17 protein-coding genes and 2 pseudogenes are annotated in these 15,383 nt (G+C 60.9%); 8 read left to right on the top strand and 11 right to left on the bottom strand.

Annotated features, from left to right (window positions below):
- Nucleotides 1-175, top strand: a pseudogene (locus HLH36_RS12800) (IS630 family transposase); the annotation flags it as partial.
- A 168-nt stretch (nucleotides 176-343) separates the two neighbouring features.
- On the opposite strand, the gene HLH36_RS12795 reads toward HLH36_RS12800, so the two are convergent.
- Nucleotides 344-1,093: an SDR family oxidoreductase gene (locus HLH36_RS12795; protein WP_182986738.1), complete on the bottom strand. Its 750-nt coding sequence runs from the start codon at nucleotides 1,091-1,093 to the stop codon at nucleotides 344-346.
- Nucleotides 1,094-1,173: 80 nt separating this feature from the next.
- Here HLH36_RS12795 and HLH36_RS12790 point away from each other — a divergent pair, with 80 nt between their 5' ends.
- Nucleotides 1,174-1,815 (top strand): TetR/AcrR family transcriptional regulator, encoded by a 642-nt coding sequence (locus tag HLH36_RS12790; protein ID WP_338030452.1) that lies wholly within the window; start codon nucleotides 1,174-1,176, stop codon nucleotides 1,813-1,815.
- A 531-nt stretch (nucleotides 1,816-2,346) separates the two neighbouring features.
- On the opposite strand, the gene HLH36_RS12785 is transcribed toward HLH36_RS12790, so the two are convergent.
- The 4 genes from HLH36_RS12785 to HLH36_RS12770 all read right to left on the bottom strand — a co-directional run bounded on the left by HLH36_RS12785 (nucleotide 2,347) and on the right by HLH36_RS12770 (nucleotide 6,687).
- The gene (locus HLH36_RS12785) at nucleotides 2,347-3,633 is read right to left on the bottom strand and encodes an aspartyl protease family protein (RefSeq protein WP_182986737.1); all 1,287 of its coding nucleotides are present in this window, start codon (nucleotides 3,631-3,633) and stop codon (nucleotides 2,347-2,349) included.
- Between the two features lie 331 nt (nucleotides 3,634-3,964).
- Nucleotides 3,965-4,852 (bottom strand): oxidoreductase, encoded by an 888-nt coding sequence (locus HLH36_RS12780; protein WP_182986736.1) that lies wholly within the window; start codon nucleotides 4,850-4,852, stop codon nucleotides 3,965-3,967.
- A 404-nt stretch (nucleotides 4,853-5,256) separates the two neighbouring features.
- Complete coding sequence (locus HLH36_RS12775) at nucleotides 5,257-5,871, bottom strand: FMN-dependent NADH-azoreductase (protein WP_182986735.1); 615 nt, start codon at nucleotides 5,869-5,871, stop codon at nucleotides 5,257-5,259.
- Between the two features lie 24 nt (nucleotides 5,872-5,895).
- Nucleotides 5,896-6,687 carry a DODA-type extradiol aromatic ring-opening family dioxygenase gene (locus HLH36_RS12770; RefSeq protein WP_182986734.1) on the bottom strand — a complete coding sequence of 264 codons (792 nt, stop codon included), beginning with the start codon at nucleotides 6,685-6,687 and terminating at the stop codon, nucleotides 5,896-5,898.
- Nucleotides 6,688-6,775: 88 nt separating this feature from the next.
- On the opposite strand from HLH36_RS12770, the gene HLH36_RS12765 reads away from it, so the two are divergent.
- The 3 genes and pseudogenes from HLH36_RS12765 to HLH36_RS19835 all read left to right on the top strand — a co-directional run.
- The gene (locus HLH36_RS12765; RefSeq protein ID WP_246376780.1) at nucleotides 6,776-7,666 is read left to right on the top strand and encodes a LysR family transcriptional regulator; all 891 of its coding nucleotides are present in this window, start codon (nucleotides 6,776-6,778) and stop codon (nucleotides 7,664-7,666) included.
- Between the two features lie 97 nt (nucleotides 7,667-7,763).
- Nucleotides 7,764-8,042 carry a Dyp-type peroxidase gene (locus tag HLH36_RS12760; protein WP_220792826.1) on the top strand — a complete coding sequence of 93 codons (279 nt, stop codon included), beginning with the start codon at nucleotides 7,764-7,766 and terminating at the stop codon, nucleotides 8,040-8,042.
- Nucleotides 7,984-8,220 (top strand): annotated as a pseudogene (locus HLH36_RS19835) (recombinase family protein); the annotation flags it as partial. The gene HLH36_RS12760 and the pseudogene HLH36_RS19835, both read left to right, overlap by 59 nt.
- A gap of 17 nt (nucleotides 8,221-8,237) precedes the next feature.
- Here HLH36_RS19835 and HLH36_RS19830 read toward each other — a convergent pair.
- The 4 genes from HLH36_RS19830 to HLH36_RS12740 all read right to left on the bottom strand — a co-directional run bounded on the left by HLH36_RS19830 (nucleotide 8,238) and on the right by HLH36_RS12740 (nucleotide 11,523).
- Nucleotides 8,238-8,375, bottom strand: coding sequence for a hypothetical protein (locus tag HLH36_RS19830; protein WP_246376806.1), 138 nt, complete (start codon nucleotides 8,373-8,375; stop codon nucleotides 8,238-8,240).
- 38 nt (nucleotides 8,376-8,413) lie between these two features.
- Nucleotides 8,414-9,022 carry a carboxymuconolactone decarboxylase family protein gene (locus HLH36_RS12750; protein WP_182986731.1) on the bottom strand — a complete coding sequence of 203 codons (609 nt, stop codon included), beginning with the start codon at nucleotides 9,020-9,022 and terminating at the stop codon, nucleotides 8,414-8,416.
- 58 nt (nucleotides 9,023-9,080) lie between these two features.
- Entirely contained in the window at nucleotides 9,081-10,073 is a 993-nt protein-coding gene (locus HLH36_RS12745; protein ID WP_182986730.1) for a hypothetical protein, read from the bottom strand.
- Between the two features lie 271 nt (nucleotides 10,074-10,344).
- Nucleotides 10,345-11,523, bottom strand: a complete 1,179-nt coding sequence (locus HLH36_RS12740; RefSeq protein ID WP_182986729.1) for a DHA2 family efflux MFS transporter permease subunit — start codon at nucleotides 11,521-11,523, stop codon at nucleotides 10,345-10,347.
- A gap of 191 nt (nucleotides 11,524-11,714) precedes the next feature.
- Between HLH36_RS12740 and HLH36_RS12735 the strand changes: the two genes are divergently transcribed.
- Together HLH36_RS12735 and HLH36_RS12730 are read left to right on the top strand one after the other, a co-directional pair.
- Nucleotides 11,715-12,161 (top strand): MarR family winged helix-turn-helix transcriptional regulator, encoded by a 447-nt coding sequence (locus HLH36_RS12735; protein ID WP_182986728.1) that lies wholly within the window; start codon nucleotides 11,715-11,717, stop codon nucleotides 12,159-12,161.
- Nucleotides 12,162-12,442: 281 nt separating this feature from the next.
- Nucleotides 12,443-13,363, top strand: a complete 921-nt coding sequence (locus HLH36_RS12730; protein WP_182986727.1) for a LysR substrate-binding domain-containing protein — start codon at nucleotides 12,443-12,445, stop codon at nucleotides 13,361-13,363.
- 154 nt (nucleotides 13,364-13,517) lie between these two features.
- Here HLH36_RS12730 and HLH36_RS12725 read toward each other — a convergent pair whose 3' ends face one another.
- Together HLH36_RS12725 and HLH36_RS12720 are read right to left on the bottom strand one after the other, a co-directional pair.
- A complete protein-coding gene (locus HLH36_RS12725) occupies nucleotides 13,518-14,204 on the bottom strand; it encodes an amidase family protein (RefSeq protein ID WP_182986726.1) in 687 nt (228 codons plus the stop codon).
- On the bottom strand, nucleotides 14,197-14,739 hold the full coding sequence (locus HLH36_RS12720; protein WP_408871888.1) for a flavin reductase family protein: 543 nt from the start codon (nucleotides 14,737-14,739) through the stop codon (nucleotides 14,197-14,199). The genes HLH36_RS12725 and HLH36_RS12720 overlap by 8 nt, the downstream gene beginning before the upstream one ends.
- Between HLH36_RS12720 and HLH36_RS12715 the strand changes: the two genes are divergently transcribed.
- Nucleotides 14,625-15,371, top strand: a complete 747-nt coding sequence (locus tag HLH36_RS12715; protein WP_408871891.1) for an IS110 family RNA-guided transposase — start codon at nucleotides 14,625-14,627, stop codon at nucleotides 15,369-15,371. The two genes, HLH36_RS12720 and HLH36_RS12715, sit on opposite strands and share 115 nt — an antisense overlap.
- The last annotated feature ends 12 nt before the right edge of the window (nucleotides 15,372-15,383 follow it).

Here is a 15,383-nt window from a genome sequence, read left to right as displayed (position 1 = left end):
CAGGCGTGGGACGCATCGTTCCGTTCGAGAGCTCGAGACGGCGATCAATGCCTACATCGACGCCCGGAACGCGGATCCCAAGCCTTTCCGATGGACAAAGTCCGCTGACGACATCCTGGCGTCAATCCAACGCTTCTGCCAACGAACCGTCGCCGTCCAGCAAAAATGTGGATAGAAATTTAGGAATCAGGACACTAGACCTTCCTGTCAGCTTGGAAGGTGGGAACCGACAGGAAGCGACCGCGTCATATCCGACATCATCGGCGGTCGAAGGCGGACGAAAAGCGGACGTGTTCTCCTGGACCGGCCATCAACTCATCTCCCTGCTATTATGATAGCGCGCTTACGAAGCTATGAGCGCCCGGATCTGCGCATGCATCCAAGGGTACAATTCCTCGCCTTTCGTGTTGAGCCTTGATTTCAGGTCGCGCGTTACATCGTCGGCCAGAATTTCGACAGCCCCTGCGGTAATGCCGTCATAGGCCTGTGTCACGACACTCGTCGCGCTGCTCTTCGGCACATGCCAGTTCTTCGTCATCGGCGTGTCGATCATGCCGACCAGAAGCCCGACGACCTGCGTGTTCTGCCCCTCCAGCGCCATGCGCAAGCCGTTGGTCGCGGACCACAGCGCCGCCTTCGAGGCCGCATAGGCCGTCGGCATGCTGACCCATGCCGCAACGGACAGGATATTGAGCATCGTCCCGCCGCCATGGGCACCGAGGACCGGCGCAAAGGCGTTGGCGACGTTCAGTGTGCCGAAGAAATTCGTGTCGAAGATGCGCCGTGTCTCGTCCTCGGGCTGGAGCAGGACATCGGCTTCCGGCGCGATGGCCGCGTTGTTGATGAGCAGGTCACAGTCAGGCGCGGTGGCGACAGCCCGAGCGATGTCATCGGTACTCGTGATGTCGAGCGTCAGCGGCACGATGCGGGTATCATCCCAGGCCTTGGGTTTCCGGGCCGCGGCATAGACGCGGCGCGCGCCCCGCTGAACGGCCTGCCTGACGAATTCGTCCCCGAGGCCGCCATTGGCGCCGGTCACGAGCACGACCCGATCCTCCAGCGTGCGATTGGTCTTGTCGATTGGCTGCGTCATCCTATAGTTCTCCATCAAGTGGGGACACTCCCCGAAACACTATCCGGGGAATATCCCCATTTCGTCAAGGGAGGATATTCGTGACCGCCGACCAGGAGATAAGTTCAGCCGCTGCGCGTCCCATGCGTGCCGATGCGCGGCGCAACCGGGACGCGATCCTTGCGGCCGCACGCGCGACATTCGAGGAGGAGGGGGTTCTCGCTTCCCTTGACGGTATCGCCCTGCGCGCTGGCGTGGGAAATGCAACGCTGTATCGGAATTTCCCGACGCGGGACGATCTGCTTGCCGCCGTGGCTTCGGTCAGCATCGAAGCTGCGCTGGCCGAAGCCGATGAGCTGTCCGGATCGCTCGCCCCGAAGGAAGCACTGGCGGAATGGCTGATACGGCTCGCCTGGAGATTACGCATCTGGCACGACCTGCCAACTTGTGTTGCCTCCGCCCAGGGAGATCCGCAGTCGTCCATGGCGACGGCGTGCGCCGCGCTGGTCGACAGAACGGCGGTCTTTCTCCACCAGGCAGCCCTGTCTGGGGACACTGTGGACACCGTGACCGCAGCAGAAGTATTTGAACTCGTCGTGGCGTTGTCCTGGGCGGTCGACCGGTTCGGCGACGATGAAGCGATGGCAAGGCGGCGTGTTTCGGTGGGGATTGCCGGAATTTTCAGGGCAGTCGCCCCCGACGCTGGCTGCAGCGGTCCACTATCAGACCATCATACACAGTGACGCAGCCTGCTGATTCCACTCGTTCCGGAAGACCAGTTCAGTAAGGTTCGCTCGGCAGCTGCTGCCTCATGTTCGTCATTCGAAAGCGTTTCGTGTGTCCCCAAGACCGGACGAGGCTACATCGTGCTGTCATTATATGAAATTGGACCCTCATGCCGTGCCGCCGTTCACCGGCGGCCGGATGTTACGGAAAGAGGGCGGGTTCTCTTTCGGATCGGCTGTCAGGCCACCTCCCTGCGACCGCAGCAGCGCGGGGAGTGCCCGGATCTGCATATGACCCCATGGATAGAGTTCGTGGTGCAGGCACTGATCGCCATCGGCGCGACTTGCTAAGCGCGATGTTGGAGCCGGCCTGATCGTCACCCCGGCTTGGCTGGCCTTCCAGAAACCTTATTTCGGCATCGATATCGAACTCGCCGGGCCATCGATCGGGCAGTCAACCTGATCGAAGACGGCGTGGATTGTGTGCCGCGTGTCAGTCCCCTGCTTGATTCGGGACTGATCGGACGCAGGTCTGGACAGGTGGGTGATCTACAACAGGTAAAAGCGACCATTTGTAAAATCGAAAATCGCGCCGTCACCTTTTTTCCACAGATCCTGACCGAAATTTCCATACAGCGTGTCGAGCAAGGAGTTGTTGGGCTTTGCCAGCACGAAAAGCTTCGTCAAGGTCACATCTCTTGTGCCGACCTGAAATTCGGCATTTGGCACCATGGCGCCGGCGGACATCAGGTAGCCTCCCGCGCCACCATTATGACGCGTGGTGTCAGTATAAGGAATCGCGTCGTGATCCAACAGGGCATGAAAACGTGCGCCCATGATCGTCCCTGTTGCTCCGGTATCCACCGATCCGCTGATAGGGTGTCCATGGTATGACACGGAGATTGTCGGTGTCAGTTCTGATAATCCCAGCGGCGCACCATGGCCCAAGGACGAAGGCAGGGGATTATGCGCCATAAACCCATGCGCCTTTGAGAACTGAATATTCTCCAGACTCCTCTGAACCGGGTAACCGATCGTGGCTTTCATCACGTAAAGCCCTTTCGGTGTGGGAATGCTCAGTGCCTGGTCGTCGAACACCAGGACGGGAACGTTGTAAATCATGGCTGAACCGATGTGTATTTCATCGATCATCCCGATGCGGAGTGTGTTTTCGATACCCGTTGTGCCAGCCTGAGTATGGGCGATGCCCGGAAGAATCCTGACCCCGAGACGCTCCGCGGTGGAGGCGTTCAAAACGGAAAGATTGGCGCCGGTATCCACAATCCAGTCCATTGAGATATCATGGACCGTTGCCGGAATCGTGAAATGTCCGACCATCGTCTGTTTCATGGGTAAATGAACGCCACCATGAAATTCGGCTCTCATTGCCGGAGACTGTGCAAGAATGTGCCAGATCTCGGCGTCGTCATGCAGTCCCTGGCGTTCCGCGGGAGCGAGCCATTCACTGCCTTGAGCAATCAATGCATCAGCCGTTCGCGCTGCATCCCCATAACGACCGACCAGCACATAATCATACGTCAAGGCATACAGGCTGAGGGCCCTATTCCTGGAATTATCATGGGATAGAGCCGGTGAAACGCGTTCGAGTATCGGGACGGCCTCCTCCGGCCGTGCCTGACGGCTCAGCAAAATGCCGGTAAGGCAATCACGCGTTGCCGCATCCGTCGTCGCGGCAATTCGGCTTTTGAAGTCGTTGGTTTGCCACTCTGACATGTCGGTCGTTGGTGCGGCCTGGCACGCCGATGTCACGGCCATCAGGGTACCTAGTGCAAGAAGCGAGCGTGCGATGTCGCCAAAGCGTACGAAGATTGTCATGCCGATCTTTCTGTCATCCTGTGGTCATTATGTAAGATGAACATGCTCTTTCGAAAAAATCGAGAGGGTGCCCACATGGCCGGGAGCGCGGTCACCTGGAGCGATACGCACGCAGGATCGTGCCGGCATCGAACATCGCGACGTCGCGGCAATGACAAGGCACGGTAATCGCGTAATCATTCCCGCCTCCTTCATGGCTCGGTGATATCCGCCTGCGTATCTCAGGCGAATACCGATCACCTGGGGCAATGTCGCACCGGGCGGGACGAGGGGACAGCTTCGAACGTTGCGGTAACGCCGCGAGAATATCTGGCGCGGCATCCGACGAACGTCAACGGTCGCCCGCCGGCTGAACGACAGCGATCGCATCAAGCCGTGCCTTGACCTCGAGCGGTAGTGCCAGTGTCGCCGCGGCCAGATTTTCCGTCAGGTGTGCCGTACCGGACGTGCCCGGGATGAGGAGCAGGTTGGGCGACCGGGTCAGGAGCCAGGCGAGTGCCACCTGCATCGGACTCGCCCCGATATCGAGCGCGATTGCGGACAAGGTATTGGACTGGATCGGGTTGAAGCCGCCTAGCGGGAAGAACGGCACATAGGCGATGCCCTGCGTGGCCAGGGCGTCGAGCAGCGCGTCATCGTCCCTGTGGACGAGGTTATACTGGTTCTGCACGCAAACGACCGGTGCGATGGCTTGTGCTTCGGCGATTTGCGCGGCGGTCGCATTGCTGAGGCCGAGGTGACGGATCAGGCCCTGCTCGCGCAGCTTGGCCAGCGCCGAGAAGGGAGCTTCCAGCGAGCCTTCGCTCGGGGCGTGGATGTCACCCATCAGCCGCAGATTGACCACATCGAGCCGATCGAGCCCCAGGTTGCGCAGATTGTCATGCACGGCCCGGGTCAGGTCGTCTGCGCTCTGGGCCGGCAGCCACGAAGCATCCGCGCCGCGTACCGCACCGACCTTGGTGACGATCACGAGGTCATCGGCATAAGGATGAAGCGCCTCGCGGATGACCTGGTTGGTCACGTGCGGACCGTAGAGATCGCTGGTGTCGATATGATTGACGCCGGCGTCCATGGCGGCGTGCAGCACGGCAATGGCGGCCTGGCGGTCCCGTGGCGGCCCGAACACGCCGGGGCCGGCAAGTTGCATCGCGCCATAGCCCATGCGGTTCACGACGCGGTCGCCGAGTTGGAAGGTGCCTGCGCTGGCAAGGTCGATCATCGGTTTCTCCTGCAAAGAATGTGCGTCGAACATGGACGCCGCAGGAATGATCGATAAGCTGGTTGATTCGGAACAGGTCGTACGGAAAACCGCACAATGCCGCAGGAACTCGATGACCTCTCAGCCTTCGTCGCCGTCGCGCGGACGGGGGCTTTCGCGAGGCGGCACGCCTTTCGGGCCTTTCGGCGTCAGGACTCGTGTTGCCGCTCTTCTGCCAACATGCTTGGTCGAGTCGAAACTAGGTCGTACCAGCGCTTGGGTGCAGAGCTTTCGGTTGGGAGAGGCATCTGAAAAGCCCGCGTCGCGAAACCCACCGTCACCAGCATCGTGATGACGGCTGCGGAGGAGCTCGACGGAGGTGAGCGGCCTCTCAACCGAAGCCGCTCCTGCCCACACGGAATTGATCAGACGACCTCAGCCGCAATCTCGCCCTGAAACTTGTTCAGGAACCCGTCCATTGTCGCCTCGCCCAGATCGACCGCTTTTGCGCCCCCGGCCGCGATGAAGGTCACGTCGGTGATGCCGATCACCCCCAGGATCAACCGCAGATACTGGGTGGCGATATCGCGGTTACGGATCGGCGATCCCTCGGTATAGACGCCGCCGGAAGCGAGCAGCACGGTGGCCTTTTTGCCTTTCACAAGGCCGCTACCGTCCATCCCCAGCGTCAGCCCTTTGCGTACTATGTGATCCACCCATGCCTTCAGTGCGGCAGGTACGTTGTAGTTGTAGACCGGCGTGGCGATCACGAGATGGTCGGCCGCCAAAAGCTCCGCTACGAGCGCGTCGGATAGGCGTAGCACATCCTTCATCTCGGCCGAGTGCTGCTCCGGCGACGTGAAGTAAGCCTGGAGCCACGGCGCATTCACGAACGGCAGGTCGGTCTCCATCAGGTCGCGCTCGACGACCGTGCCCTCCGGGTGCTCCGCCTGCCACGCGGCAACGAAGCGACGGGTGAGGTTGCGCGAGATCGAATAGTCCCCGCGCGGGCTGGTTTCGACGACGAGAAGCTTGGGCATGCATTGTTCTCCTTTGGAATGGGGTCAGCCGAAACGGAAGCCGGAGATTGGCTTGCCGAGAGCGTGACCATGGAAGTGAATGGCGCCGGGCTCACCGGACGCGGCGCCTGCCACGACCATGAGCGGCAGCAGGTGATCCTCGTGCGGTTGCGCGTCGCGTGCGCTGGGGGCGTCTTCCCAGCGGACGAGCGCATCGTCGCGAGTGCCGTGATCAACCATCGCCGCGCGCAGCCACGCGTCGAACGCCTCTGCCTTGGGGTCGACCGTGCCACGCCCGAAGAAGCCGCGCATGTTGTGATAGCTTTGCCCGCTGCCGAGTATCAGCACCCCTTCATCGCGCAACGGCTTGAGCGCGCGTCCGATCGCGAGATGCGCGGCGGGATCGAGGCCGCGTTGAAGCGAGAGCTGCACCAGCGGAATGTTGGCTTCCGGATACATCACCTTCAGCGGCACGAAGACGCCGTGGTCCCATCCGCGCGCCAGCTCGCTGTTGCTCGAGATGCCTGCGGCCGAGAGCAGGTCACGAACGCGGGTCGCCATTGCGGGCTCGCCCGGCGCGGGCCAGGTCAGCCTGTAGGTGTAGTCGGGGAAGCCGCTATAGTCGAAGAGCAGCGGTGGATGTGCGCCGGCATTGACGGTCGGAACCGCCTCCTCCCAGTGCCCTGACACGATGAGGATGGCACGCGGCCGCTCCGTGAGCGTCTCCGTGAAATCGTGGAGATAAGCTTCGAGGTCGTGCCACGCAGCGCGCATCGGTCCCGGCTCGAGGAAGAAGCAGGGGCCGCCGCCGTGGTTGATGAAGAAGGTCGGTTGCATAACCAACCATTTAGCCTCTTGATCCTATTTGCGGGAGAGATAAAAAACCGATCGTCTTTATCGGCTGGGGTGATGGATGATTGGCAATTTGACGCTGGACCAGCTTCGCGTGCTGGTGACGATCGCCGAAACGGGCAGTTTCTCGGCCGCCGGCCGTAAGCTCGGTCGCGCTCAATCGGCCATCAGCCAGGCGGTTGCGACGCTCGAAGACGTGCAGGGCGTGACCTTGTTCGACCGGACCCCCCATCGTCCGCTCCTGACCGATGTCGGCCGCGCGCTGGTCGATCAGGCGAAGGTCGTCCTTTCAGGCGCCGCCCGCTTCCAGGCGTTGGCTGCCGGCATCCGTGAAGGGATCGAACCCGAGTTGGCGGTCGCCATCGATCCCCTGGTGCCGACGGCCGCCTTCATCGACAGCTTGCGCGCATTGCGTGCGGCCTTTCCCCATCTTCCGGTGAGCTTTTCGACCGAGGGGCTAGGTGGCGCCGAACGGCGGCTACGCCGCGGTGAGGCCGCGCTGGCTCTCTGCCTCCTGCTTCCGGCTCCGCCCGAAGATGTCTCTGCCCACCCTTTGCTTGGTGTTGACCTGATCCCGGTCGTCGCTCCCGATCATGCACTGGCGCTGCTTGATCGAGCTGCGACAACGGCAGACCTGGAATCGCATGTCCAGCTCGTCTTGTCCGACCCGTCTGCGCCGGACGGCCCGAGCTATGGTGTTATGGGAACGAAAGTGTGGCGATTTGTCGAACTCGGGCGCAGGCTCGATTTTCTACTGGCGGGCCTCGGATGGTGCCGCTTGCCGGAGGACCTTGCAGCGCCGTTGCTGGCCGGAGGACGACTCGTTCGCCTCGCGATTCAGGATGATCCAGCACAAGCCTATGGACCGCTGACGATATACGCCGCACATATGCGCCAGCGGCCGCTCGGTCGGGCAGGTGCATGGCTGTTGAACGACATTCGAACCCGGCTTGCGTTGACTTGATGGGCAGGCGGCGCTTCCGAGATTACGATCACACGGGTTACGCCGATCGCCAGGTAGCCGCGACGCGCGCTTCCAATTCGAGATAAATGCCTGCGCTTTGCACATTTGTTGGTGCGTCGGCGGCAGTTATGTCGTCGTTCAGAGGTATCTTCACGATTTCGATGCTTGGGCAAAGGTTCCGCCGCCGCGTCAGGAAGAGATCATCGGCCGCACCAAGATCGACAACGTCGAACTCGACGATGAAGACTGGCCGCGCAAGTCGCACAAGATCTTGGCGACCGTCGTCGACATCGACATCGACATCGACAGCAACGAGCATGGCGTCCTTCGCGACAACATGGGGGCATCACATAGAATGGGCACGGATATACGCTAACGGGTCACGCGACGACTGGTCCCGTCCGTCCCGGTTGGAGTTAAATAACGGGAACCGCACCCGGCTTCAAGGAGGGGATACGCTGGTGGTCTGGAAACTCGACCGTCTGGGGCACTCCCCGCCGTATCATCTCGATATTATCGCGGATTTTCGGGAGCGCGGCATCGCTTTCCGGTCCTTGATTGAGCATATGGGCTACCAGTCGAGCAAGGCCGCGATTTGGTCCAGCGATGACGGCCCACGATCCATGCGGGAGAATTCAAGATAGTCCTGACCAATCGACCGGTGCGACATCACCATCTCCAACGCCTGGACCGAGCTCAAGAGAATCATCAATCAGCTGCGCCGTCCATCACCTGCGCACAAGTCTCCTAATCTGCCGCGGCAGTGCTAGGCGCGGGGACCTCGAATAATGCAAGTCCCGCGCATACCGTCTGGTACACACCCATCACGGCGACGATATCGAACAGTCCTGTCCTGCCGAAAGCCTGTTCGGCCTCGTGATACAGTTTGTCCTCGACGCGGTGTCCGGTCAGGAGGTTGCGCGCGAGACGCGCGGCGATCTTTTCGTCGTCGCTCAGATCTTCGGGAATGCCACCCGCTGCAATGGTGGCAAGCGCTTCCTGGGACAGGCCCGCCTCGCGCGCCACATGGCCACGGGCATATAGCTCGTAGTCGGCTCCCCAGACCGCGCCCACTGTAATAATCACCACTTCACGGACGCGCTTTGGAAGTGTCGTGTTGCTCTCTTCGGTGCTCTGGAAATCCCATAGCGTCTTTGTCACCTCGGGGTGCAGAAGGAAGAAATTGAACGGGCCGATCAGGCGGCCGTCTTCGGTCGTCGCCTTGACCCCTATCTTATCGGCGAATACCACCCAACTTTTCTGCAAGGAGTCGTAAAGCGCGCGTTGCGCGCTGTTCAGGGTCGCCGTCTCGGGGAGCGGTAGCCGCCCACCCAGGCCCTGTTCCGATTTGGTCATCGTGGCTGTTCCTGCTTCGGGTTCGTGTTCACATGCGTCCGCATGATCTGATCGACCGTCAGTGTGATGTGTCGGCATCTATATCGAATTCAATACGTATCAGTCTGGCGGGGCGGAGACGCTTGTCCGGCGGGAGTTTGATTACACCACCGTCGGTCGGAACGTACGCGACACGCCCGTAATCGTTGGGTCCATGGCCCCAGTCGATGCTTGTCGGGCCGATCAACGCATCGGTAAACGGGTCGCCGGCTGCCGATATCGGGCCCGAGGAACCGGGTTCAAGCGACGCGCGGGCGATCATGTGGTCCGGATGCCGGGTAATGTAGGCGACGCCCAGATTTTCATCAAGGCATAGATCATCGACATTTTCGATATCCGCCAGATGCTCGGGTTCTCCAGCAGGCTCAAGCGTCTGTTGATCGACGGCTACGCGCATGAAGAGGCTCAGCGACGATGTCGTGTAATACACGTGCCGGGTCTTCGGCCCGTAGCGCAGACCATTGATGCCAGGAAACGGAACCTGCTGGGTGTCCGAGAATTTCACCGGGGGATGCCCGCCGCCCGCGCTCATCGTGTCATGCTTCAGCCACACCCGGGCCGTGGCACCGGCGCCGCCATCCGTCAGATCAATGCGCCAGATCAGGCCTTCGACGCAGTCGGCGACAAGCATCACCCCTGGGGCCAGCAGACAGGAGCCGTTCGGACCGGCGGGGGGCTCGAACTGGAGAACCTTCGTCGGGCTCACCGGCTCGCCCGGTGTCCAGCCGCGCAGGTCAAAGCGATGCAGGACGGCGTCGCCGTAGGTGAAGACGTAGAAGATGTCGGGCGCCGCCTCGACGAAGCTTTGGGCCAGCTGCTTCTCGGCGAAGGTATGGAGCAGGATGGGTTTGACTGGCAGATCACCAGTCGGGACGGGTACGTACCACACTTCCCTCTGGGGCGATGCGACGACCAATATGGATCCGTCGGCGCGGACAACCAGATTTTCCGGCATGGTGTGCATCGGAAATTCCGCGATGGACGTGATCTTCGCTGGAATGGAACGTGTCATGCTCGTTCTCCTACAGGCGCACCAAACTTGTAAGGCGCCTAACAATAATGGCGTGCGACTCATATTTTTTCAAGGTGCCCGAGGTGTAGCGGACGATATTTTGGAATTTTATAGTTATATATGCGATCGTTCGAATTCTATCTGCATCAGGTGCCGACCGGCCGGATGTTGGTGAAATGTGGATGCCGCTTTTTGCGCGGTGATTTTCTGTGTGATCGCGAGGGAGGACCATTGAGCAGTTCGTTCACCGCGGTACCGTCTGTATCGGTCGTCAGTGAGTGGCCGAAGGGCGACTGTCCGGACGGTTTCGATCTGGCGACAGGAGGAAGCAGAGTGGAACGATGCAAAAGGCCAGAAGCCCGATCAGCATGAAGACCTCGTTATAGGCGAGAATCGAGACCTGGGTCGTGAATGTCCGATAAAACCGGTAGAGCGCATATCGAGTTGCTAGCGCGGATGGCATGCCGACATCGAGCGCGGCCTGTTTCGCTGTGGCCAGATAGTGCTGATATTCCGGCCTGAAGGGCGACATTCTGTCCACGAGAGCGGCTTGTTGCCTTTGCTGCGTCTGTATGATGGTCGCCGTGGCCAGGGAGATGGACAGTGAGCCGACATAGTTGCGTGCCCGATCCTTGAAGATGTCGAGATTGACCAGGGGATGCCGAGCCTTTCGGAGCCAGAGAACGGCCCCGATCGTCCCGGCAACCCCGCAGACGGCCATTGTGGTGACGAAGGGCGAGGCGAACCAGTCGTCATCCTCGCCGCGATCGCACATGATCTCCAGTCCGCCGAGACCCAGCGAGATCAGGGCGATCCCGATGATATCGACGGGCTGGCGCGCCGGCCGCTCCCATGGCGGGTCTTCCACGAGCAGTGCGACACCGATCGTGGCCAGGATGCCGAAGGGTACGTTGACGTAGAAAATCCAGCGCCACGAGAAATTATCGACGAGATAGCCGCCGAGCAACGGCCCCATGATCGGGCCGATGATCGTCGCGATCGCGGTCAACCCGAAGGCGGCACCGCGCTTGTCCGGCGGAAAGGTGTCGAGAATGATGGATTGCTGGTTTGGCTGTAGCCCGCCGCCGAAGAAACCCTGCATCAGGCGGAAGACGATCAGCATCGGCAGGGAAGTCGACAGGCCACACAGGAAGGAGCAGACTGTGAACATGATGATACAAATCATGAAATATCGTTTGCGGCCGAAAAGCTTGCCGAACCACGCCGAAATCGTCAGCACAATGCCGTTCGCGACCAGATAGGAGGTAAGAGCCCAGGTTGCGTCGTCGTAGGAACTGCCCAGCGCGCCGGAGATGTGCGGGAGTGCCACATTGATGATGGTGCCATCCAGAATCTCCATGAACGCAGCCAATGTGACGGTTACCGCGATCAGCCACGGATTGGCTGCGGGGCGCCAGGTCCCCTTGTCGACATTGGTCGTCTCACTCATGATCCATGCTCGCCAGGAAAGGCATTTATCCCCTTGGTCGGTCGACAGATATCAAGACGCTTTTCCATCGGCGGATTACCCGTTAGGTCTACATAGCCTACGGACTATTTGTAAGGCACCTAACAGAGTCAAGGGACAAAATGCGGGCACCTGGCGATAGAGACGTAGCGTCGGCTGAAATCCGCCATAAAATGGCGACGGTCCTCAACGCCGATGCCATGTCGGCGATCGAGCTTATGTTCGCTCTCCGTTCCGTCGTGCAGGGGTTGGATAACGTCTTTACGCGATGGCTGGAAAAGGACGAACTGACGCCGGGGCGATGGCAAGTCCTTGTCATTCTATGGGCTGCGGATGGCCCAATCCCGCATCGCGTGATCGTCCAGGCGCTCAAGGTCAGTCGCGCCACCGTTTCTGGTCTGGTCGAGGCTCTTTTGGCTCAAGCTTACGTAGAAGTCGCCGAAGATCCGCAGGATCGACGGCAGGTTCTTGTCGCCCTTACGCCCAAAGGGGAGCAAACAACCTTGCGTCTTCTTCATGAAAACACGCAATTACTTCAAAAAATATTCCGGAACATAAAATCTGACATGCATAAATTCGAAAATATTTTGTCAAAAATTGATATAAATGCAAATCGATAATATTCCACATCGCAAATCATCCCATCCGCCGTGAGCGGAATTGCGTTGCAATCGGTTAAATGACTATTCGCAGCAAATCTTGGGGCCGAGTAGTACATGTATGCACTGCGCCCAATGATATCAGACGCCTTGAGACGTCGAGTGTCGCCGAGTTGGAAGGTGCCTGCGCTGGCAAGGTCGATCATCGGTTTCTCCTGCAAAGAATGTGCGTCGAACATGGACGCCGCGGGAATGATCGATAAGCTGTTTGATTTGGAACAGGTCGTACGGAAAACCGCACCATGCCGCAGGAACTCGATGACCTCTCAGCCTTCGTCACCGTCGCGCGGACGGGCGGCTTTCGCGAGGCGGCACGCGTTTCGGGCCTTTCGGCGTCAGGACTCAGCGCAGCCGTGCGGCGGCTGGAGACACGGCTGGGCGCGCGGCTGCTCCATCGCAGTACGCGCAGCGTCTCGCCTACCGAAGCGGGTGCCCAACTGTTCGAGCGGCTTTCGCCCGCCCTGGCCGAAATTGGCGCAGCCCTCGATGCCGTTCATGCGCGAACCGATGAACCGGCGGGCACCTTGCGGCTGAACGTGCCGGCCAATGTCGCCCGGACCGTGCTGCCCGCTATCCTGCCCCGGTTCCTGCGCGCCTGTCCGCTGATCCGTGTGGAGGTGACGGTGGAGGACAGCTTCGTCGATATCCTCGCGTCCGGTGCCGATGCCGGTATCCGCTACGAGGAACGGCTGGAGCAGGACATGATCGCGGTGCCGATCGGGCCGCGCGCACAGCGCATCCTGGCCGCTGCCGCGCCATCCTATCTCGCCGCGCGGGGCCGACCCGCGCATCCGCGCGACCTGCTGGAACATTCTTGCCTGCGCCTGCGCTTCTCCAGCGGCGCGCTCGCCACCTGGGAGTTCGAGAAGGCCGGCGAGACGGTGCGTCTCGATCCGCAAGGCCCGCTGTTGATCCAGCCCGGATCGGCCAGCGATCTTCTGATCGATGCCGCGCTGGCTGGTCTTGGTATCGTCTGCCTGTTCGAGGACTGGCTGGCCCCGCACATCCGCAGAGGTGCGCTGGAAACTGTGCTCGAAGACTGGGCGACACCCTTCACCGGGCCGATGCTCTATTATTCCGGCCGCCGCCAGTTGCCCCCGCCGCTGCGCGTGTTCGTCGATTTCATTCGGACAATGCAGCCTGCGGAACAAGCGGATCCATAGCGCGATTCGACAAGCCCGATGACGCTCGGCAGCGGCCCGCCTTGTCGACAAGGATTTTCTCTGGATAGGCGGGAGAAAGCGCGCCGAAAGGGACGCATTGTTTTCAGCATAGTGGAGTGGGGCCAATAGAGGGAGCCGTGGCGCCACGTCAGTTTTACATGAAAAAATCGCTGAATAGCCTGGCAAGAGCTTCTGGCTGCTCTTCAGGAATGAAGTGGCCGCGCCGAGTGATCGTTTCGCCACGAAGGTCAGCAGCAAAAGGCCGCAGCGGACCCGCCATGTCAGGGATCGAGCCATGGTCCGCGCTGACCGCCAGTACTGGCATGGCGAGCTTGGCATCACGGACCAGCACACGATTCTGTTCGGCTGACAGGTTAACCGAACGGTAGAAGGCGAGGCCCGCTCGCAGCGCGCCGGGCTGACTGAAGATGCGGATATATTCATCGAGGTCCTCGTCGCTGAAGCTCCAGGGATTGGCGGTCTTGCGTCGCAGGAACCAGTCCAGATACACGCGTTCGTGGCCATCTATCACTACGAAGGCATTATCCGTCACCGTACGCGTGATGACACCGACATGGTCCAGCGACGGCGCAAGGGGGAATACGCCGTCGGTCGGCAGGGTACCGAAGGCCGGCTTCATGCCGACGACGAGAAAAGCCCCGATCTGCGGATCGACGGTCTCGATCCGGCTGAACAGATGCTCGAGATACGCAACCGGACACAGTTCTCCCGACCTGACACGCCTGGCGATAACGGAAGCCGTGAGGAAATCCAGGTGCGGATCATACGTGCCGATGAGCGGCAAGCGCGTGCCGTGTTTTACTGTGTGCATTTCATTCATCCGCCAATACCACCGTCCCGCGAGGCTTCGTCTGGCAGGCGAGCACGTAGCCAGCTTTCTTGTCGGCCGCAGACAGTCCAGCCTCACAGCCGGTCGCGACCTCACCTTCTACAAGCCTGATCCTGCAGCGGCCGCACACGCCCGCCAGACAGCCCTGATCGAACGTGACACCCGATCGGAGTGCGGCGTCGAGTACAGTCTGCGTTCCGCGTGCGACACAGGTCGTGCCGGAGGGCAGAAAGCGAAGCGGATAGTCGTTCGTATCCAGCGGCTCGTCCGTGGTCGGCGACGTTCCGCCGAACGCTTCACAGGCGATCCGCGACGGCGGGATTTCGAGCTCGCCGAGCAATGCCTGCGTCGCGGCCGCCATCGCGACGGGGCCGCAGATGCGTACATGGCACCTGGCGATGTCCGCTATGGCTGTTCGCAACGATGCGACCGTCAGGCGCCCCCGCGCACCGTGCCACGCGTCGTCAGGCGCGCCGCTTCGCCGAAGCCACCGGCAGGCTCGCCAAGACCGATCGTATCGATGCATTGATGCTGGCGCGCTATGGCGCGCTGCTGGAGCCCCCGGTCCGTTCAGACCTGCAGAACCGCCTGGCCGAACTGGTCGCAGCCCGCCGCAGCCTGATGCGAGACCGGACTGCAACGATCAATCGCCTCAAAACCCTGACGATCGATTTGCTGAAACGCCATGGCCGGCATCGTTTGCGGCAGATTGAAGTGCAGATCGCTTCTCTCGATGCCGCCATCGCAGCGTTGGTGGCAGAAGACCCACACCTGGCTCGCCGGCGGGACGTGCTGGCCAGCATCCCAGGTCTTGGCCTGATCACGGCCCACGCCCTGCTGGCCGGCATGCCGGAACTCGGCACAATGGAGGAAGGCCAGGCTGCCGCTCTTGCCGGCCTCGCCCCGATCACCCGCCAGTCCGGAACATGGCGGGGAAGACGTTCCATCCAGGGCGGCAGGGCTGCCCTCCGGCAGGCACTCTACATGCCAGCCATCGTCGCCATGCGTTTCAACCCCGATCTCAAGCGTGTCTATGACCGACTGACCACCATGGGAAAACACGCCAAAGTTGCCATTACCGCCGTCATGCGAAAATTCATCGTGCTCGCCAACGCGCTGTTGCGGGACAACCGTCTCTGGACGCCAAAAGCCGCTTGACCACAACGGATA

The sequence above is a fragment of the Gluconacetobacter aggeris genome (assembly GCF_014174395.1).
Taxonomy (GTDB): Bacteria; Pseudomonadota; Alphaproteobacteria; order Acetobacterales; family Acetobacteraceae; genus Gluconacetobacter; species Gluconacetobacter aggeris.
Note: the sequence above shows the minus strand (reverse complement) of the source record. Positions and strands in the feature narration are given on the sequence as shown.